Annotated in this window: 17 protein-coding genes; 14 read left to right on the top strand and 3 right to left on the bottom strand. The window is 69.8% G+C overall.

Annotated features, from left to right (window positions below; genetic code table 11):
- The first annotated feature begins 40 nt into the window (after positions 1–40).
- From ABD927_RS07920 to ABD927_RS07900, 5 genes are all read left to right on the top strand, one after another.
- The gene (locus ABD927_RS07920; RefSeq protein ID WP_345248064.1) at positions 41–1624 is read left to right on the top strand and encodes a methyl-accepting chemotaxis protein; all 1584 of its coding nucleotides are present in this window, start codon (positions 41–43) and stop codon (positions 1622–1624) included.
- 194 nt (positions 1625–1818) lie between these two features.
- Positions 1819–3306 carry a D-alanyl-D-alanine carboxypeptidase/D-alanyl-D-alanine endopeptidase gene (dacB, locus tag ABD927_RS07915; protein ID WP_425570213.1) on the top strand — a complete coding sequence of 496 codons (1488 nt, stop codon included), beginning with the start codon at positions 1819–1821 and terminating at the stop codon, positions 3304–3306.
- 208 nt (positions 3307–3514) lie between these two features.
- Positions 3515–3820, top strand: a complete 306-nt coding sequence (locus tag ABD927_RS07910; protein WP_345248062.1) for an ElaB/YgaM/YqjD family protein — start codon at positions 3515–3517, stop codon at positions 3818–3820.
- 11 nt (positions 3821–3831) lie between these two features.
- Complete coding sequence (locus ABD927_RS07905; RefSeq protein ID WP_345248060.1) at positions 3832–4239, top strand: phage holin family protein; 408 nt, start codon at positions 3832–3834, stop codon at positions 4237–4239.
- Positions 4236–4655, top strand: a complete 420-nt coding sequence (locus ABD927_RS07900; protein WP_345248058.1) for a hypothetical protein — start codon at positions 4236–4238, stop codon at positions 4653–4655. Before ABD927_RS07905 ends, ABD927_RS07900 begins: the two co-directional genes overlap by 4 nt.
- Here ABD927_RS07900 and ABD927_RS07895 read toward each other — a convergent pair.
- Positions 4612–6162: a UbiD family decarboxylase gene (locus tag ABD927_RS07895; RefSeq protein ID WP_345248056.1), complete on the bottom strand. Its 1551-nt coding sequence runs from the start codon at positions 6160–6162 to the stop codon at positions 4612–4614. The two genes, ABD927_RS07900 and ABD927_RS07895, sit on opposite strands and share 44 nt — an antisense overlap.
- Positions 6163–6809: 647 nt before the next feature.
- Between ABD927_RS07895 and ABD927_RS07890 the strand changes: the two genes are divergently transcribed.
- Positions 6810–7739, top strand: coding sequence for a lytic transglycosylase domain-containing protein (locus ABD927_RS07890; protein ID WP_345248054.1), 930 nt, complete (start codon positions 6810–6812; stop codon positions 7737–7739).
- A 43-nt stretch (positions 7740–7782) separates the two neighbouring features.
- Here the strand turns inward: ABD927_RS07890 and ABD927_RS07885 are convergent, their stop codons facing one another.
- A complete protein-coding gene (locus ABD927_RS07885) occupies positions 7783–8943 on the bottom strand; it encodes a pyridoxal phosphate-dependent aminotransferase (RefSeq protein ID WP_345248375.1) in 1161 nt (386 codons plus the stop codon).
- A 153-nt stretch (positions 8944–9096) separates the two neighbouring features.
- Between ABD927_RS07885 and ABD927_RS07880 the strand changes: the two genes are divergently transcribed.
- The 4 genes from ABD927_RS07880 (at position 9097) to ABD927_RS07865 (ending at position 13475) form a co-directional block, all read left to right on the top strand.
- Positions 9097–10011, top strand: a complete 915-nt coding sequence (locus tag ABD927_RS07880) for an FAD-binding oxidoreductase (protein ID WP_345248052.1) — start codon at positions 9097–9099, stop codon at positions 10009–10011.
- Between the two features lie 195 nt (positions 10012–10206).
- Positions 10207–12507 carry an NADP-dependent malic enzyme gene (locus ABD927_RS07875; RefSeq protein WP_345248050.1) on the top strand — a complete coding sequence of 767 codons (2301 nt, stop codon included), beginning with the start codon at positions 10207–10209 and terminating at the stop codon, positions 12505–12507.
- Between the two features lie 122 nt (positions 12508–12629).
- Entirely contained in the window at positions 12630–13025 is a 396-nt protein-coding gene (locus ABD927_RS07870; RefSeq protein ID WP_345248048.1) for a guanyl-specific ribonuclease, read from the top strand.
- A 3-nt stretch (positions 13026–13028) separates the two neighbouring features.
- A complete protein-coding gene (locus tag ABD927_RS07865; RefSeq protein ID WP_345248046.1) occupies positions 13029–13475 on the top strand; it encodes a barstar family protein in 447 nt (148 codons plus the stop codon).
- 187 nt (positions 13476–13662) lie between these two features.
- On the opposite strand, the gene ABD927_RS07860 is transcribed toward ABD927_RS07865, so the two are convergent.
- Complete coding sequence (locus ABD927_RS07860; protein ID WP_345248044.1) at positions 13663–14403, bottom strand: 16S rRNA (uracil(1498)-N(3))-methyltransferase; 741 nt, start codon at positions 14401–14403, stop codon at positions 13663–13665.
- Positions 14404–14527: 124 nt separating this feature from the next.
- Here ABD927_RS07860 and tkt point away from each other — a divergent pair, with 124 nt between their 5' ends.
- The 4 genes from tkt to fba are packed head-to-tail and all read left to right on the top strand — an operon-like array spanning position 14528 to position 19971.
- Positions 14528–16576, top strand: a complete 2049-nt coding sequence (gene tkt / locus ABD927_RS07855) for a transketolase (RefSeq protein ID WP_345248042.1) — start codon at positions 14528–14530, stop codon at positions 16574–16576.
- 56 nt (positions 16577–16632) lie between these two features.
- Positions 16633–17643, top strand: coding sequence for a type I glyceraldehyde-3-phosphate dehydrogenase (gene gap / locus ABD927_RS07850; protein WP_345248040.1), 1011 nt, complete (start codon positions 16633–16635; stop codon positions 17641–17643).
- Positions 17643–18848, top strand: coding sequence for a phosphoglycerate kinase (locus tag ABD927_RS07845; RefSeq protein WP_345248374.1), 1206 nt, complete (start codon positions 17643–17645; stop codon positions 18846–18848). Before gap ends, ABD927_RS07845 begins: the two co-directional genes overlap by 1 nt.
- Positions 18849–18906: 58 nt before the next feature.
- Positions 18907–19971, top strand: coding sequence for a class II fructose-bisphosphate aldolase (gene fba, locus ABD927_RS07840; protein WP_345248038.1), 1065 nt, complete (start codon positions 18907–18909; stop codon positions 19969–19971).
- Positions 19972–19981: the final 10 nt, after the last annotated feature.

Raw genomic sequence — 19981 nt, 5'->3', positions numbered from 1 at the left:
GTTTCCGATAACGCACTGCTTTTCCGATAACAACCAGATCATGCGCAATAACCAGCCGGTCACGTCGCTCGAACGCTTCGTCGACAGGAACCGCCCCATCGTCACCCGTACCGATCTGTCCGGCCGCATCACCTACGCCAATCCCGCCTTCGTCGAGATCAGCGGCTTCACCCGCGAGGAACTGGAAGGCCAGCCGCACAACATCGTCCGCCACCCCGACATGCCGCCGCAGGCCTTCGCCGACCTGTGGGCCACGATCAAGCGCGGCCAGCCCTGGCGCGGCCTGGTCAAGAACCGCTCGAAAGACGGCGGCTTCTACTGGGTGGAGGCCTACGTCACGCCGCTGCACGAAAACGGCCGCCTGGTCGGCTACATGTCGGTGCGCAGCGCGCCGCAGCGGGCCGAAGTGGAGCAGGCCGCCAAGCTGTACGCCGACATCGCCGCCGGCAAGGCCGCCTTCCCGGCCACGCCGCGGCCCGGCCGGCGCCATTCGCTGGCGCCTTGGGCGGTGGGCATCGCCGCCGCCACCATCGCGGTGGCGGTGGGCGGCTGGCTGCTGCCGCACTGGGGCTGGCCGGTGGGCCAGGCGGCGCTGGTGGCGCTGGGCGCGGCGGCGTGGCGCGCCCGCATCTCGCTGCCGCTGGCGCGCGCCGGCCGCGCGCTCGACCATATCGGCCAGGGCGTGCTGACCGAATCGATCCAGAAGCACCAGTTCGATCTCGGCGGGCTGCCGATGCGCATCGAAGCCACCCGCATCCACCTGCGCGCCACGCTGTGCGACGTGCTGCAGGTGGCGGCCTCGGTAGAGGCCGGCGCCGACAGCGTCACGCGCGAGATCGGGGCCATCAGCGGGGTCATCGAAGAGCAGCGCGACCGCCTGACCCGCATCGCGGCGGCGGTCGAGCAGACCAGCGTGGCGATCCGCGAGGCCTCGCAGCACACCGCCACGGCGCTGTCGCTGTCGCAGTCGGCGCTGTCCGAGGTCGACACCGCCGAAAGCAAGATCGGCGAATCGGTGCGCGGCACCTCGTCGGTGGCCGAGGCCGTGGGCCGCACCAACGACCAGATCGGTTCGCTGCACGCGCTGGTGTCCACCATTTCCGGCGTGACCCAGGCCATCAGCGAGATCGCCAACCAGACCCGGCTGCTGTCGCTCAACGCCGCGATCGAGGCCGCCCGCGCCGGCGAGAACGGCCGCGGCTTCGGCGTGGTGGCCGAAGAGGTGCGCACGCTGTCGGACCGCACCGCCGGCAGCACCGACGACATCGCCCGGGCGCTGCAGGCCATCACCCAGTTCGCCACCAGCACCGCGGCTTCCATGCAGGACGCGGTCGAATCGGTGCAGCGCAGCGGCACGCAGATCCGCGAAAGCGCCGGCTTCTTCGAGCGCGTGCGCTCGTCGTCCATGCTGGTGGTGGACCGCTCGCGCGACATTTCCGACATGCTGCAGCAACAATCGGCCGCCTCGCAGGAAGTCGCCACCAGCATGGAAGACATCTCGCACGAAGTAGAGCGCACCGCGTCCTCGGTATCGGCCCTGGCCGGCGCCACCGACGCCCTGCGCGGCTCGGTCGAGCACATGCGCCAACTCCTGGTGCGCTACCAAGGCTCCCTGCAGAGCTAACGAAGCTCCTACGACGCGCATGAACTTGCGCCGCCCCTTCAGGATGCGGCGGATCCGGCTCCGCCGGTCCGCCCGCATCGCCCCTCGAGGGGCGCGCGAAGCGCGTAGGGGTGGGCCTTCTCCTTGCGCGCGAAGCGCGTAGGGGTGGGCTCCAGTATCCTCTGCCTGTTTTGGCAAGGCGGAAGGAGATATCGGTGGCGAGCGCAGCAGGCACGGAATCCGGATACGCTAACGAAGATCGAAGGCGGCGCGGCCGCCCGCACAGGCGCGGCGGATGGCCCGGGCTGCTGGCGCTGCTGGGCTTGCTGGCCTGCGCCGCGGCCGCCGCGCAGGGCCTGCCGCCCGACCTGGCGGCGGACTGGGCCGCCACCGGCCTGCCCGACGAGTCGCTGTCCCTGGTGGTGGAGGATACCGACGGCCACCGCCTGATCGGCGTGCAGCCCGACCAGCCGCGCAACCCGGCTTCCGTCATGAAGCTGGTCACCACCTTCGCTGCGCTCGACGCGCTCGGGCCGGCCCACGTCTGGCGCACCGACCTGATGGTCGAGCCCGGCACCCGCCGGCTGGCCGACGGTTCGCTGTCCGGGCCGCTCTATCTGCGCGCCGGCGGCGATCCGCAATTCCAGCTGGAAGACCTGTGGCTGCTGCTGCGCGAATTGCGCGTGCGGGGCGTACGCCGCATTCCCGAACTGGTGGTCGACCGCTCCGTGTTCGGCAAGGTCGAGATCGACACCGGCGCTTTCGATGGCGACCCCACGCGCCCCTACAACGCCAGCCCCGACGCCTGGATGGTGGGCTATGGCGCGGTGCGGCTGCTGTTCATGCCCGACCTCGCGGCGCGCCGCTGGCGGGTGGCGATGGACCCGCCGCTGCCCGGCGTCAGGCTGGAAGGCGCGCCGGCGTGGTCCGACACGCCGTGCCCCGGCTCGCCGTCGGTGCGCACCGAACCCTTCCTGACCTCGCGCGGCGTGTCGCTGCGGATTTCCGGCACGGTGGCCGGCAACTGCGGCGAATTCGACCTGTACCGGCTGGCGCTGACCCAGCCGGCGCATGCCGAGGCGGTGTTCCGCACGCTGTGGGAGGAAATGGGCGGCACGCTCGACGGCCGCATCCGGCAGGGGCAGGTGCCGCTCGACGCCGTGCCGTTCGCCAGCCACGCCTCGCCGCCGCTGGGCGACATCGTCCGCCGCATCAACAAATTCAGCAACAACGTGATGGCGCGCATGCTGCTGCTCGACATCGGCGCGGCGCGCGAACCCGGGCCGGCCACCGTGGCCAGCGGCGGGCAGGCGGTGCAGGAAGTGCTGGCCGCGCGCGGGCTGGCGTTTCCCGAACTGGTGCTCGACAACGGTTCGGGGCTGTCGCGCGACGGCCGCATCTCGGCGGCCAGCCTGGTGCGGCTGCTGGCGGCCGCGTGGCGTTCGCCGGTGATGCCGGAATTCGTGTCCTCGCTCGGCATCGCCGGGGTCGACGGCACCGTGCGGCGCCGGCTGCAGAACACCGCCGCGGCGGGCGAGGCCCACCTGAAGAGCGGTTCGCTGCGCGACGTGCATGCGCTGGCCGGCTACGTGACGGGTGCCAGCGGTCGGCGCTACCTGGTCGCCAGCCTGGTCAACGATCCCAACGCGCGCCAGGTCGACCCGTTCAACGACCGGCTGATCGCGTGGCTGGCCGGACAATGAGGGCACGCACCGTACCGCCTGGCTCCCGCCCGCAGGTGCCGACGCCAGGCCTGGCACGTTTCCTGCGACGCTTCTTTCGCCGCAGGGGATGCAAGTGTCGCGTTGCAGGTGTTACCCGATGATGTGCCGGGGCCGACCAACGCTTGTGCAGCAAGACCAGGCTGCTATCATCGTTGTAAGAATGACAACTCTCGCACAGGAGCCGCATATGTCTGCAGCCGGAAAGGAAAAGCTCATCACCGACGTGAAGGTCGTCTTGAACGATGCCGAAGACCTGCTCAGGCAAGCGGCCGCCAGCACCGGCGACCGCGCGGTGGAACTGCGCGAAAGGGCGCTCGGCTCGCTCAAGCGGGCCAAGGAAACGCTGTACGACGTGCAGGATTCGGTATACGAGCGCAGCAAGGTGGCGGCGCGCGCTACCGACGATTTCGTCCACGAGAACCCCTGGCGGGCGATCGGCGTGGCGGCGGCGATCGGCTTCCTGGCCGGCCTGCTCGTCAACAGCCGCCGCTGAGCGGTACGCGCGTGTCCAGCCCCTCCAACCTGCTCGGATCGCTGCGGGCGCTGTCGGCCACCGTGGTCGGCATCCTCCGCACCCGGCTCGAGCTCATCTCCATCGAGCTGGCGGAAGAGAAGTCGCGGCTGATGGGCATGCTGCTGCTGGCCCTGGCCGGCCTGCTGTGCCTGACCCTCGGCCTGCTGATGTTCTCGTTCCTGCTGGTCGTGCTGTTCTGGGATACCTCCTACCGCCTGCACGCCATCACGATCGTCGGCCTGGTATACCTGGTGCTGGGTATCGGCATGCTGCTGGCGGTGCGCAAGCAGGCGGCCGGTTCGCCGATCGCCTTCGAAGAAACCCTGGCCGAACTCGAGCGCGACCGGGCCATGCTGGCCGCGGTATCCGACGAGCCGGCAGGACGGAGCGGATCATGAGCACCCCCCGCATGCAGGCGCGCAAGGAATTGCTGTTGGCGCGCGCGTCGATCGAGCGCATAGAATTCGCCGCCCACGTCGGCCGCGTCCGCAGCGCGCTGTCGCCGTCGAATCTGCTGCGTTCGGTAATGTCCAAGGCTTCTTCGAGGGTGGGGTCGAAAGGCGCGCTGACCACCGCCTTCCGCGCCTGGCGGCTGGTGCGGCGCTATCCCATCCTGTCGTCGGCCGCCTCGATGCTGCTGGCGCGCTTGCCGCTGCGCGGCGCGTTCCGGCTGCTGAAGCTGGGCGGGCTCGGGGTGGGCGCCTGGCAGGCCTGGCGGGTGTGGCAGGCGGTGAAGTCCGATCCCGCCCGGTCGCGCCGCCGCCAGGGCGCTATAGCCCCAGTTCGTCCCAGATCGAATCCACCCGCGCCTTGACGGCCGGGTCCATCGCGATCGGCCGTCCCCATTCGCGCTCGGTCTCGCCGGGCCACTTGTTGGTGGCGTCCAGCCCCATCTTGCCGCCCAGGCCCGACACTGGCGAAGCGAAGTCGAGGTAGTCGATGGGCGTGCGGTCCACCAGCACCGTGTCGCGCACCGGGTCCATCCGCGTGGTGATCGCCCAGACCACGTCGGCCCAGTTGCGCACGTCGATGTCGTCGTCCACCACCACGATGAACTTGGTGTACATGAACTGGCGCAGCACGCTCCAGATGCCGAACATGACCCGCTTGGCGTGGCCGGCGTACTGCTTGCGGATCGACACCACCGCCAGCCGGTAGCTGCAGCCCTCGGGCGGCAGGTAGAAATCGGCGATCTCGGGCAGTTGCCGCCGCAGCAGCGGCGTGAAGACTTCGTTCAGCGCCACCCCCAGCACGGCCGGCTCGTCCGGCGGCTTGCCGGTGTAGGTGGAGTGGTAGATGGGGTCGCGCCGCATCGTGATGCGGTCCACGGTGAACACGGGAAACCAGTCCTGCTCGTTGTAGTAGCCGGTGTGGTCGCCGTAGGGCCCTTCCAGCGCCATTTCGTAGCCGGTGTCGGGCGCTGGCGGCGTGCCCGGCGGCAAGGCGGCGGGCGCCGCGGCGCGCGGATCCGAGGCAGGCAGGATGTGGCCTTCCAGCACGATCTCGGCCGATGCCGGCACGGCGAGCGTGCTGCCCAGACAGCGTACGGTTTCCGTGCGCGCGCCGCGCAGCAGCCCGGCGAACTGGTATTCCGACAACGCGTCGGGAACCGGCGTGACCGCGCCCAGCAAGGTGGCGGGGTCGGCCCCGAGCGCGACCGCCACTGGAAAGGGCTGGCCCGGATAGGCCATTGCGTGTTCCCGGAAATCGAGGGCGCCGCCCCGGTGCGCCAGCCAGCGCATGATCAGCTTGTTGCGCCCGATGGGCTGCTGGCGGTAGATGCCCAGGTTCTGGCGCTTGCGCTGCGGCCCGCGGGTGACCACCAGCCCCCAGGCAAGCAGCGGGGCGACGTCGCCGGGCCAGCAGTGCTGGATGGGCAGCCGGGCCAGGTTGACCGCGTCGCCCTCGAGCACGACCTCCTGGCACGGCGCGCTGCGGACTTCGCGCGGCGCCATGTCCCACAGGGCCGACTTCAGCATCGAAACCTTCGCCAGCGCGTCTTTGAAGCCGCGCGGCGGCTCGGGTTCGCGCAGCGAAGCCAGCAGTTCGCCCACGTCGCGCAGCGCGGCCACGTCGTCGGCGCCCATGCCCAGCGCGACGCGGCCCGGCGTGCCGAACAGATTGGCCAGCACGGGCATCTGCGCGCGCCGGCCGTCGGCGTGCAATACGTGCTCGAACAGCAGTGCGGGGCCGCCGGCGCGCAGCACGCGATCGCTGATTTCGGTGATTTCCAGGCGTGCCGACACCGGCGTGGCGATGCGTCTGAGCTGGCCGCCGGCCTCGAGCTGGCGCAGGAAATCTCTGAGGTCGCGGTATTTCACGGCAGGTCTCGGGCTGGATATCGGTAGGCAAAACGTGGAAAAGGCGGGGGATTATGCGGCATTTGCCACATTTCCACATGTGTATCCAAACATTTTTTCGGCGATTTATTAGTTAGTGCTTACTTAATTTGATCTTTCCACATACGGAAAACAGGGTGCGGCACCGGCTTTGCCGGTAGAAACATCGCCCCGATTTCGGGGACGGACCATCCAAATTTACGGTTGACCTCTGCCGAAGGGCCTTCCTACAATCCGGTCACTTTCAGGGTACGCCTGTAGCCGCCTTCTGTCCTCGACATGCCCCGCCAGCCGGGGCGGACGAAGTCTGCGGCACGTGATCCCGCCCGCTGCGCGGCAGCCCCTTCGGGGATGCCGGCCGGTCCGGGAAGGTCCGTCCAGGACCTCAGGCGATGTCAACGGGCCGTCGGGCGCCCACAACTGGAGAGTCCTCGGCGCGAACGCGCCCTCCGCCCGAAACAGGCATGACTGCATCGGTGCCACGCGGTACCGGGTCATGCAGGTGTACTGGCCGCCATTCCGGCGGCCGTGCGATGTTCAGCCAAGCAGGCTGGGCCTGCCACGATCTGGAGCATGCGCTCCGGGGAGCGGCGTTTTTTTTGGTCCGCCCCCGCAAGGAGGAAAATGGCATGGTCGATGCGCAGTCGCGCTCGCCGCTGAAGCAGATGACGGTCAGGATCCGCAAAGGGTTTGCCGACGCATCTCGTTCGTATACGTTGTATCTGGGCCTGGCGATGCTGGTCCTTTTCGGTGCGTTGCAGCTGTCTCCGGAGCTGCGCGCCCAGGCCCGCCTGCTGTATGTGGATATGGAAGCCGGCTCGTCCGATGCGCCGGCCGCCGCGCCGGTCGCCGAGGCCGAACCGGCGCCCGTCGCAGCGGTGCCGGCCGTGCCGGCGGCCGCCGTGGCGTCGGCCGATGCCGTGGTCGCGCCGGTTGTGCGGAACCGCAGCGTGGCCTTCCTCGAATCGGTCGGCGACGGCCGTTCGGCCGCCAAGCTGCCGGTGGCCAAGGCTTCGCCGGCCCAGCTGGAATCCCTGGGCCGCTACATCGCGCGCAAATACCGGGTTTCCAACGAAGCGACCCGCATGCTGGTTTCCACCGCCTATGGCGTGGGCCAGGAAATGGGCATCGATCCCTTGCTCCTGCTGGCTGTCATGGCCATCGAGTCCAGCTTCAACCCCTTTGCCGAAAGCCAGGTCGGCGCGCAGGGCCTGATGCAGGTGCTGACCAAGGTCCACGTCGACAAATTCCAGAGCTTCGGCGGCGAACAGGCTGCATGGAACCCGGTGGCGAACATCCACGTGGGCGCGCTGATCCTGAAGGATTGCATCGTGCGTGGCGGCTCGCTGGTGGCCGGCTTGCGCATGTACGTGGGTACGACCCCCACCGGCGACAGTCCCTACGGCGATAAGGTGCTTGCCGAGCGGCGGCGCCTGGCCTCCGCGGCCGGCATGCCCGCCGACAAGCCGGTTGCCGAGCCGCAGCAGGCGGCGACGGCCGAACTGATCCCGCCGGCGCCCGCGCCGCGCGCGGCCGCGGCGTCTGCCACGGTCATGTGATGACCGCCACGGCGCCGCAACCGCGGCGCCGTGTTCTTTCCCCTTACGCCCCCAGCAGCCGGCCCAGGCGATGCACCGCTTCCTGCAGCCGGTCCAGCCCCGTCGCATAGGAAAACCGCAGATAGCGGTCGGCGCCGGCGGCGCCGAAATCCATGCCGGGCACGGCGCACACGCCGGCCTCGTCGAGCAGGCGGGCGGCGAACGCGGCGCTGTCGGCGGCGTGGCGGCGCACATCGCTATATATATAGAAGGCCCCGTCCGGCGCGACCGGAATGTCGAGCCCCAGCCGGGCGAATTCGGGTAGCAGGTAGTCACGCCGTTCGCGCAGGACGGCGCGCCGCGACTCGAACAGGGCCTGCGATTCGGGGGTGAAGCAGGCCAGGGCGGCGTGCTGCGACAGGGTCGGGGCGCAGATCACCAGGTTCTGGGCCAGCCGTTCGAAGGCGCCGACCAGGCCGGGCGGCACCACCAGCCAGCCCAGGCGCCATCCCGTCATCTGGAAGTATTTGGAGAAGCTGTTGACGACGATCACGTCGTCGCCCAGGGCCAGCGCGGAGCGGCGTTCGCCCTCGTAGCGCAGTCCCAGGTAGATCTCGTCGACGATGGCGAAGCCGCCGCGCGCCCGCACTTCGCCCACCAGTTCTTCCAGCGCGCCGGGCGCGATCGAGGTGCCGGTGGGATTGCCGGGCGACGCGATCACGACGCCCGCCGTCTGCGCCGTCCAGTGGGTACGGACGTGGCCGGCGTTGAGCTGGAAGCGGTCGGCCGGCGCGGTCGGGATCAGCCGCGGCGTGCCGCCGGCCGCCGTCACGATGTGGCGGTTGGCGGGGTAGGTGGGATCCGGCATCAGCACCTGCGCGCCGTTCTCGACCAGGGCGGTGCAGGCCAGCAGCAGCGCGCCCGAGGCGCCCGCCGTGACGATCACGCGCGCCGGATCGACGGGCACGCCGAAGCGCTGCGCGGTGAAGGCCGCGATCGCCTCGCGCAGCGGCGCCAGCCCGAGCGCGGCCGTGTACTGGGTGTGGCCGGCGCGGGCCGCGCGTTCCAGGCTTTCGACCACGGCCGGCGCGGCGGTGAAGTCGGGTTCGCCGATGCCCATCTGGATCACGTCGCGCCCGGCGGCCTGCAGGCGCGCGGCGTGCTTGGCGACCTCCATGGCATGGAACGGCGAGATCCGGGCGACGCGGGAAGACAGGCGCGGCATGGCGAAAGAGGCGAGCGGGAGAACAGACGCCATGGTACCGGAGGCTGCGTCACCGGGCCCGCTGCGCCGATTGCGGTTCGCCTACAATGCGCAGATGATCCGCCGCGCCACCGCCACCGCCACCGCCACCGCCACCGCTCCGTTGCCCCGCCGATGAAACCCGGACGTCGTGCTTTCCTGCTGCCTCAATTGCTGAGCAGTTCGCCGTGGCGCCAGTTCTGCCACCGCCTGTCGCGGGTGACGGGCGGCCGCGTCGAAGACGACACCGCGTCGGCCGACGGCCCGGGCCGCGGCCGCCTTGCCGTGCGGCGCGAGCAGGATGTCTACCACGCGCGCGCGCTGTGCGCCGAGTTCGGCGTGCTGCCGGTGCCGTCCGGCGCCGACGAGACCGCGCTGCCGCCCGATCGCCACTGGCTGCGGCTCGACACCTCCGCATTCGACGCCATCGAGGCGGTCGATGCCGCCCGCGGCGTGCTGACGGTGCAGGCCGGCTGCCGTGCCGGAGCGATCCGCGAAAGGCTGGCCGGGCTGCCGTGGCAGTGGGATGAAGGCGGCGACGATGAACCCGTCGATGCCTGGCTGGCCCGCGCCGGCGACTGGCTGCCCGGCCGCTGCGCCGACTCCGGCCTGCTGGCGGCCGACGTGCTGCTGGCCTCCGGCCAGTTCGAGCGGCTGGGGCCGTTCGGCGCCGACTCGACCGAATCGCTGCGCTCCGCGGCCGGCGGGCGCCTGGTGGCCAGCCTGTTCCAGCTGGCGGGCGAGCGCGACGCCGTCGCGATGCTGGCGCAGCCGGCCTGGCCGGCGCGCTACCGGCTCGACGGGCTGGTGCCGTATGCCGCGCCCGGGGCGGCGGCGCCGGTTCCGAATCCGGGCCACGTGCTGCTGGGCAGCGGCGGCACGCTGGCCTGGGTGGCGCGGGTGCAATTGCAGGCCCGCCCAGCCGGCGCCCCGCCGGCGCAGCGCGGCGCCCCGCGGCCGGTGCGCGACTCGCTGCGCGAGACCCCGGCCGATCGCCAGGACGCGATGGTCAAGTCGCTGTTCGACCCCGCGGGACTGCTGCCGGGGTAGAGGCTCCTACGCGCTTGCGCGCGCCCCCCAGGGGGCGGCACTGGCGGACCGGCGGAGCCGGATCCGCCGTGCCCTTGATGGGTCGCGTGCTTGCATGGACCAGGGGGGAGTCTGTCAGGTTGTGTTAGCCCGGGCAGGGGCGGATAATCCGCAGCTTGCAAGATAACTAGCATTCCGCAGGACAGAGACTCCTCAATGGCCCAGCCCCTCGATCCCAATTTGCGCAAAGCGGCGCTCGAATACCACGAATACGGCCGCCCCGGCAAAATCTCGGTGACCCCCACCAAGCAACTCGTGACCCAGCGCGACCTGGCGCTGGCCTATTCGCCGGGCGTGGCGGCCGCCTGCGAGGCCATCGTCGACGATCCGGCCAATGCCTTCCGCTACACCGGCCGCGGCAACCTGGTGGCGGTGATCACCAACGGCACCGCGGTACTGGGCCTGGGCGCCATCGGCGCGCTCGCCTCCAAGCCGGTGATGGAAGGCAAGGCCGTCCTGTTCAAGAAGTTCGCCGGCATCGATGTCTTCGACATCGAAGTCAACGAAACCGACCCGCACAAGCTGGTCGACATCATCGCCGCGCTCGAGCCGACCTTCGGCGGCATCAACCTGGAAGACATCAAGGCGCCCGAGTGCTTCATCGTCGAGCGCAAGGCGCGCGAGCGCATGAACATCCCGGTGTTCCACGACGATCAGCACGGCACGGCCATCACCGTGGCGGCCGCGGTGCTCAACGGCCTGGCGGTGGTAGGCAAGCGGCTGCCGGAGGTCAAGCTGGTCACCTCCGGCGCCGGCGCCGCCGCGCTCGCCTGCCTCGACCTGCTGGTCGACCTGGGCCTGCCGCGCGCCAACATCTGGGTGACCGACCTGGAAGGCGTGGTGTACGAAGGCCGCACGGCCCTGATGGACCCCGACAAGGCCCGCTACGCGCAGCCCACCGAACACCGCCGGCTGGCCGAGGTGATCAGCGGCGCCGACGTATTCCTGGGCCTGTCGGCCGGCGGCGTGCTGAAGCCGGAAATGGTGGCGGCGATGGGCCCGCGGCCGCTGATCCTGGCGCTGGCCAACCCGACCCCGGAAATCCTGCCCGAGCTGGCCAAGGCGGCGCGCGACGACGTGGTCATCGCCACCGGCCGCTCCGACTACCCGAACCAGGTCAACAACGTCCTCTGCTTCCCGTACATCTTCCGCGGCGCGCTCGACGTGGGCGCCACCACCATCACGCGCGAGATGGAAATCGCCGCCGTTCACGCCATCGCCGAGCTGGCGCGGCAGGAGCAGAGCGAGATCGTGGCCGCCGCCTACGACGCGGCCGACCTGGCCTTCGGCCCCGAGTACCTGATTCCCAAGCCCTTCGACCCGCGCCTGATCGTGCGCATCGCGCCGGCGGTGGCCCGCGCGGCGATGGATTCCGGCGTGGCCACGCGGCCCATCGCCGACATGGACGCCTACTGCGAGCAGCTGCAGCAGTTCGTCTACCATTCGGGCGCCTTCATGCGGCCGCTGTACGCGGCGGCGCGCCGCACCGTGCGCGAGGGCGGCAAGGCCCGCATCGTCTACACCGAGGGCGAGGAAGAACGCGTGCTGCGCGCGGTGCAGGCGGTGGTCGACGAAGGCCTGGCGCGCCCGATCCTGGTCGGCCGGCCGGCCGTGCTGGCGCGCCGGATCGAAAAGCTGGGCCTGCGGCTGCGCCTGGGGCAGGACGTCGAAGTCACCAATCCCGAGTTCGACGAGCGCCACCGCCATTACTCGAACGCCTACTGGGAGCTCACCAAGCGCAAGGGCGTGACCAAGGAGTTCGCCAAGATCGAGATGCGGCGGCGCCTGACGCTGATCGGCGCGATGATGATCCGCCAGGGCGACGCCGACGGCATGATCTGCGGCACGGTCAGCGCCTACCATTCGCACCTGCGCTTCGTCGACGAGGTGCTGGGGCGGCGGCCCGACAGCAACGTCTACGCGGCGATGAATTTCCTGGTGCTGCCGCAGCGCACGGTGGTGCTGGTCGACACCCACGTCAACGAGAACCCGAGCGCGGCGCAGCTGGCCGAGATCACGATCCGGGCGGCCGAGGAAATGAAATGCCTGGGCGTGGAGCCCAAGGCGGCGCTGCTGTCGCATTCCAACTTCGGCAGCAGCAGCGCGGCCTCGGCGGTCAAGATGCGCGAAACGCTCGCGCTGGTGCGCGAGCAGGCGCCGTGGCTGGAAATCGACGGCGAAATGCATGGCGACTGCGCGCTCGACGAGGCCTTGCGCAACAAGGTGCTGCCCGACAGCACGCTGAAGGGCGAGGCCAACCTGCTGGTATGCCCCACCATCGAGGCGGCCAACATCTCGTACAACCTGCTCAAGACGGCGGCCGGCAACAACGTGGCGATCGGCCCGATCCTGCTGGGCTGCAGCGCCGCGGTCAGCATCCTTACGCCCAGCTCCACCGTGCGCCGCATCATCAACATGACGGCGCTCACCATCATGGACGCCAACGCACGCTGTTGAATGGGCCCACCCCTACGCGCTTCGCGCGCCCCTCGAGGGGCGACGCTGGCGGACCGGCGGAGCCGGATCCGCGGCGTCCTGGATAGGGCCGGGGCAGGCCGGGAGATTGGAGTAAGGAGGGAATGATGCAGGCGAAGGGCTGGCGGCGGTGGCTGGCCGCCATTCTGTTCGGATTGGCCTTCTGCGGCGCGGCGCCGGCGCGGGCGCCGGTGCGGACCATCGCCAATGTGTCGGTTTCGGAGCTGCCGCCGGAGGCGCGGCAGGTGCTGATACTGATCCACCGCGGCGGGCCGTTCACGCATCCGCGCGACGGTGTGGTTTTTTTCAACCGGGAGCGGTTGTTGCCCCAGCGGCCGCGTGGTTACTATACCGAGTACACGGTCCCCACGCCGGGCGCACGCGATCGCGGCGCCCGGCGCATTGTTGCCGGCAAAGGCGGTACCGGTGATCCGGCCACCAGCGGCGAGTACTGGTACACCGCCGATCACTACGCATCGTTTCAACGCATCCGGGAGTGATCCATGTCCCTCGACGCGACCTCTTTGCGCGAGTGCCTGAAAAAAGGCGGGACGCTATACCGTACCGGCGTCGAGCCGGCCGAACTGCGCCGCGCCGCCGACAGCCTCAAGATCGCCGTGTTCGACGTCGATTGCACCCGCGCCAAGAGCAAGTCCGCCGTCCTGCGCGCGATCGCCAACGCGGTGGACTTTCCCGAGCATTTCGGCGGCAATCTGGACGCCCTCTACGATTGCCTGACCGACACCGTGCTTGAACAGGACGTGGGCATGGTGCTGGCCTTGCGCGGCCTGCACGAAGACGACCCGGGCCTGGCCGAGCACGCCCCCGCCATCGCCCAGGTGTGCGAAGACACCGTCGAGTTCGCGCGCGAGAACGGCAAGGTCTTCGCTTTCATCCTGGAAAAGGCCGACGGCGCGGCCGCGCCGTCGGCCCTCCACCCGCTGGACTAGTCCGCACTGCCGGCTCCGCGCCCGGCACCGCGTTACAAGCGCTGCGAATCCGATGCAAGGTGCTACACCTGGCGCTGCCTTCTTTGCTTACGCTGCAAGGCCTGGCCCACTTCCCGGGCGGACGGCGCGGCAGCCTGTTCCGCGCGGGGAATACCGCAAAATCATGTCCACGCTTTCGCCGCGCGCTTCAGATCCAGCCGAGCCGCGCACTGAGCGCCGAGATCAGCGCGGTGCCGGCAGTTTCGGTGCGCAGGATGCGCTCGCCGAAGCGCACCGCCTGCACGCCGTGCCGCCCGGCCAGTTCGTATTCCTCCGGCGCCCAGCCGCCTTCCGGGCCGACCAGCAGTTCGACGGCGGCCGGCGGTTGCGGCAGACCGGCCAGCAGGTCGGTCATGCGGACCGTGGCGTCGGGATCGCAGAACAGGCGCAGCGGCGCGGCGCCATCGCGCGCCAGCCATTGCGCCGGCGTGAGCGGCGGCGCCACGTGCGGCACGCGGTTGCGGCCGCATTGCTCGCAGGCGGCCACGGCCACGCGGCGCCAGTGCAGCAGCCGGCGGTCGAGGCGTTCGCCCGACAGGCGCAGCACGCTGCGGGCGGCCGCCAGCGGCTGGACTTCGGCGGCGCCTACTTCCACCGCTTTTTCCACCACCCAGTCCATCTTGTCGCCGGCCGGGATGGCCTGCGCCAGCACCACGCGGCCGGGCAGTTCCGCCTCGCGCGGGTCGTGGCGCCCGGTGCGCGCCCAGGCCGCGCGGCCATCCAGTTCCAGTATCGCCGGGTATTGGCCGCCGCCGCCGTCGAACAGCACCAGCTCGTCGCCGTCGCGCAGACGCAGTACGCGGGTGGCATGATGGGCGATGGCATCCGGCAGCGCGACCCGGGATTCGGGCGCCAGCGGGTGTTCGAGGTGGAAGCGGGGCAAAGGCATCGGCAGGATGGCGGATGTAACAATCGTGGCGGCCGGCGTACCCTGCGCAGGGTGCCTGACCAACGCGAATGTTAAACTCGAAAGCTTTGTAGCAGCGGGATTTTCCGCCGGATCGAGTGTCTCAATGAGCAAGCAAGCCGCTTTTTCCCCCGACATGGCCAACGCGATCCGCGCGCTGTCGATGGATGCCGTCCAGAAGGCCAATTCGGGCCATCCGGGGGCGCCGATGGGCATGGCCGACATCGCCGTCGCCCTCTGGCACGGCCACCTGCGCCACAACCCCGCCAACCCGGCCTGGGCCGACCGCGACCGCTTCGTGCTGTCGAACGGCCACGGCTCGATGCTGATCTACTCGCTGCTGCACCTGACCGGCTACGACCTGCCGATCGACGAACTGCGCAATTTCCGCCAGATGCACTCGCGCACGCCGGGCCACCCCGAAGTCGGCATCACCCCGGGCGTCGAAACCACCACCGGCCCGCTCGGCCAGGGCGTTTCCAACGCGGTCGGCATGGCGCTGGCCGAGGCGCTGCTGGCGGCCGAGTTCAACCGGCCCGGCCTGCCCATCGTCGACCACTACACCTACGCCTTCGTCGGCGACGGCTGTCTGATGGAAGGCGTGTCGCACGAAGCGGCGTCGCTGGCCGGCACGCTCAAGCTGTCCAAGCTGATCGTCCTGTACGACGCCAACGGCATCTCGATCGACGGCGAGATCAAATACTGGTTCGCCGACGATTCCGCCAAGCGCTTCGAGGCCTACGGCTGGAACGTGATCCGCGACGTCGACGGCCACGACGCGCAGGCCGTGTCCGACGCCATCGCCAAGGCCAAGGCCCAGGCCGGCGCCCATGGCGGCCCCACGCTGATCGTGTGCCGCACCGTGATCGGCAAGGGCGCGCCCAACGTGGCCGGCACCGACAAGGTCCACGGCGCGCCACTGGGCGACAAGGAAATCGCCGCCACCCGCGACGCGCTGAACTGGCCGCACGCGCCGTTCGAGATCCCCACCGCGGTCTACGCCCAATGGGACGCCCGCCCCGCCGGCGCCCGCGCCGAAACCGAGTGGAACGCGCTGTTCGACCGCTACGCCGCGCAGTTCCCGGCCGAGGCGGCCGAGTTCGGCCGCCGCATGCGCGGCGAACTGCCGGCCGATTTTGCCGAACGGCTGGCCGCCTTCGTGGCCGCCACCGCCGCCAGGAAGGAAACCGTGGCCACGCGCAAGGCCTCGCAGCTGGCCATCACCGCGCTGGTCGAGGCGCTGCCCGAGCTGCTGGGCGGCTCGGCCGACCTGACCGGCTCCAACTACACCGACTGGAAGGGCGCCGCGCCGGTGCGCGCCGGCCAGGACGGCCTGCAGTTCGGCCGCCACATCAACTACGGCGTGCGCGAATTCGGCATGAGCGCCATCATGAACGGCATCGCGCTGCATGGCGGCTACCTGCCGTTCGGCGGCACCTTCCTCACCTTCGCCGACTATTCCCGCAACGCGCTGCGCATGGCGGCGCTGATGAAGCAGCGGGTGGTGTTCGTCTTCACCCACGATTCCATCGGCCTGGGCGAAGACGGCCCCACCCACCAGTCGATCGAGCACGCGGCCAGCCTGCGTCTGATTCCCAACCTGTCGGTCTGGCGGCCCTGCGACACCACCGAGACGGCGGTGGCCTGGGGCGCGGCGGTGTCGCGCCCGGCCAGCGTCGGCATGGACGTGCGCGCCGGCGGCCCGACCGCGCTGCTGCTGTCGCGCCAGAACCTGCCCTTCGTCGAGCGCGACGAGGCCACCGTCGCCGCCATCGCGCGCGGCGGCTACGTGCTGCGCGACGCGCCCGGCGCGCGCGCGATCATCGTCGCCACCGGTTCCGAAGTGGCGCTGGCGCTGGCCGCGCAGGAAGCGCTGGCGGCCGAGGGCCTGCCGGTGCGCGTGGTGTCGCTGCCGTGCACCGACGTGTTCGACCGGCAGGACGCCGCCTGGCGCGAATCGGTGCTGCCCAAGGGGCTGCCGCGCGTCGCGGTCGAGGCCGGGGTCACCGATTACTGGCGCAAGTACGTGGGCCTGGACGGCGAGGTGGTCGGCATCGACACCTTCGGCGAATCGGCGCCGGCCGGCGTGTTGTTCAAGCATTTCGGCTTCACCGCCGAGCGGGTCGTGAGTGCTGTCAGAAAAGTCGTCGGCTGACGGGATACCGGCCGAACGTTCCATCAACGAATTCTTACTTCGATCGAGGAAACAACATGACCATCCGTGTCGCGATCAATGGCTACGGCCGCATCGGCCGCAACGTGCTGCGCGCCCACTATGAAGACGGCAAGAAGCACGACATCGAGATCGTCGCCATCAACGACCTGGGCGATCCCAAGACCAACGCCCACCTGACCCGCTACGACACGGCGCACGGCAAGTTTCCCGGCACCGTAGAGGTCGACGGCGATTCGATGGTGGTCAACGGCGACCGCATCCGCGTGCTGGCCAACCGCAACCCGGCCGAGCTGCCCTGGGGCGAGCTGGGCGTCGACGTCGTGCTGGAATGCACCGGCTTCTTCACCAGCAAGGAAAAGGCCTCGGCCCACCTGAAGGGCGGCGCCAAGAAGGTGGTCATCTCCGCCCCCGGCGGCAAGGACGTGGACGCCACCGTCGTCTACGGCGTCAACCACGGCGTGCTGAAGAAAGAGCACACCGTCATCTCGAACGCCTCGTGCACCACCAACTGCCTGGCGCCGCTGGTCTACGCGCTGCACCAGAAGCTGGGCGTGGTCTCGGGCCTGATGACCACCGTGCACTCCTACACCAACGACCAGGTGCTGACCGACGTCTACCACGAAGACCTGCGCCGCGCGCGCTCGGCCACGCACAACATGATCCCGACCAAGACCGGCGCCGCCGCCGCGGTCGGCCTGGTGCTGCCGGAACTGAACGGCAAGCTCGACGGCTTCGCCATCCGCGTGCCGACCATCAACGTGTCGATCGTCGACCTGACCTTCACCGCCGGCCGCGAGACCAGCGTGGAAGAGGTCAACGCGATCATGAAGGAAGCCTCGCAGGGCGCGCTCAAGGGCATCCTGGCCTATTCGAACGAGCCGCTGGTGTCGAGCGACTTCAACCACGACCCGGTTTCCAGCACCTTCGACGCCACGCTAACCAAGGCGATCGGCAAGCTGGTCAAGGTCAGCTCGTGGTACGACAACGAGTGGGGCTTCAGCAACCGCATGCTGGACACCACCGTCGCGCTGGCGACCGCCAAGTGATGGGCGCGGTCCTGACGCTGCAGCAGCTTGCCGGCCAGGGCCGCCTGGCCGGCAAGCGGATGTTCATCCGCGCCGACCTCAACGTGCCGCTGGACGACGCCGGCCACATCACCGAAGACACTCGCATCCGCGCCTCGGTGCCGGGCATCGAGCTGGCGCTGAAGGCGGGCGCCGCGGTGATGGTCACCTCGCACCTGGGGCGACCCACCGAAGGTACGCTCACGCCGGCCGATTCGCTGGCGCCGGTGGGCAAGCGGCTGTCCGAGCTGCTGGGCCGGCCGGTGCGGCTGCAGGCCGACTGGGTCGACGGCGTGCAGGTGGCGCCGGGCGAGGTGGTCCTGCTCGAGAACTGCCGCGTCAACAAGGGCGAGAAGAAAGACGACGAAGCGCTGGCCAAGAAGCTCGCGGCGTTGTGCGACGTGTATGTGAACGACGCCTTCGGCACCGCGCACCGGGCCGAGGCCACCACCCACGGCATCGCCCGCTTCGCGCCGGTGGCCTGCGCCGGCCCGCTGCTGGCGGCCGAGCTCGACGCGCTGGGCCGAGCGCTGCACGACCCGAAGCGGCCGCTGGTGGCGATCGTGGCCGGCTCCAAGGTATCGACCAAGCTCACCATCCTCAAGAGCCTGGCCGACAAGGTCGACCAGCTGATCGTGGGCGGCGGCATCGCCAACACCTTCATGCTGGCCCAGGGCCTGCCGATCGGCAAGTCGCTGGCCGAGCCCGACCTGGTGGGCGAGGCGCGCGCCATCATCGACTTGATGGCCAGGCGCGGCGCCGCCGTGCCGATCCCGACCGACGTCGTGACCGCCAAGCGCTTCGCGGCCGATGCGCCGGCGCAGACCAAGGCCGCGGCCGAGGTCGAGGCCGACGACATGATCCTCGACATCGGCCCCGACACCGCCGCCAGGCTGGCCGGGCTGCTGGCGCAGGCCGGCACCATCGTCTGGAACGGCCCGGTGGGCGTGTTCGAATTCGACGCCTTCGCCGGCGGCACCGAAACGCTGGCGCGCGCGATCGCGGCCTCGCCGGCGTTCTCGATCGCGGGCGGCGGCGATACGCTGGCGGCGATCGCCAAGTACGGCATCGCCGACCGCGTCGGCTACATCTCGACCGGCGGCGGCGCCTTCCTGGAATTCCTGGAAGGCAAGACGCTGCCGGCGGTGGCGGTCCTGCAGGAGCGGGCCCAGGCCGCCGGCCACTAACGACATACGCGCCGGGCGCCGCCGCCCGGCGCCCGAGAACTTCCATCAGGAGTCCATCATGCCTCTGGTTTCCATGCGTCAACTGCTCGATCACGCGGCCGAGAACGGCTACGGCATCCCGGCGTTCAACGTCAACAACCTGGAACAGGTCCAGGCCATCATGGAAGCTGCCGACGAGACCGAGAGCCCGGTCATCATGCAGGCCTCGGCCGGCGCCCGCAAATATGCCGGCGAAGGCTTCCTGAAGGCGCTGATCGCCGCGGCGGTCGAAAGCTATCCCCACATCCCGGTGGTCATGCACCAGGACCACGGCCAGTCGCCCAAGGTCTGCGAAGGCGCCATCAACCTCGGCTTCTCCAGCGTGATGATGGACGGCTCGCTGAAGGAAGACGGCAAGACCATCGCCGACTACGACTACAACGTCGACGTCACCAAGAAAGTGGTCGAGATGGCGCACGCGCGCGGCATCTCGGTCGAAGGCGAGCTGGGCTGCCTGGGCTCGCTCGAAACGATGAAAGGCGACAAGGAAGACGGCCACGGCGCCGAGGGCACCATGACCCGCGACCAGCTGCTGACCGATCCCGAGCAGGCCGCCGACTTCGCCCGCCGCACCCAGATCGACGCGCTGGCCATCGCCATCGGCACCAGCCACGGCGCCTACAAATTCTCGCGCAAGCCCAGCGGCGACATCCTGGCCATCGACCGCATCAAGGAAATCCACCGCCGCCTGCCCACCACCCACCTGGTGATGCACGGCAGCTCCAGCGTGCCGCAAGACCTGCTGGCGGTCATCCGCGAGTTCGGCGGCGACATGAAGGAAACCTACGGCGTGCCGGTGGAAGAGATCCAGGAAGCGATCAAGCACGGCGTGCGCAAGATCAACATCGACACCGACATCCGGCTGGCGATGACCGCCGCCATCCGCCAGTTCTTCGCCGAGCACCCCGACAAGTTCGACCCGCGCGAATACCTGAAGCCGGCGCGCGCCGCGGCCAAGAAGATCTGTGTCGAGCGCTACACGCAGTTCAGCACCGCCGGCAACGCCGGCAAGATCAAGGCCGTGCCGCTGGCCGACATCGCCGCCCAGTACGCTTCCGGCAAGCTGGCGCAGATCGTCCAGTAAGCGCCGTTCC

Origin of the sequence: Pigmentiphaga soli (assembly GCF_039541095.1) — a bacterium.
GTDB classification, from domain to species: Bacteria; Pseudomonadota; Gammaproteobacteria; order Burkholderiales; family Burkholderiaceae_B; genus Pigmentiphaga; species Pigmentiphaga soli.
This window is presented reverse-complemented; position numbering and strand designations above follow the sequence as displayed.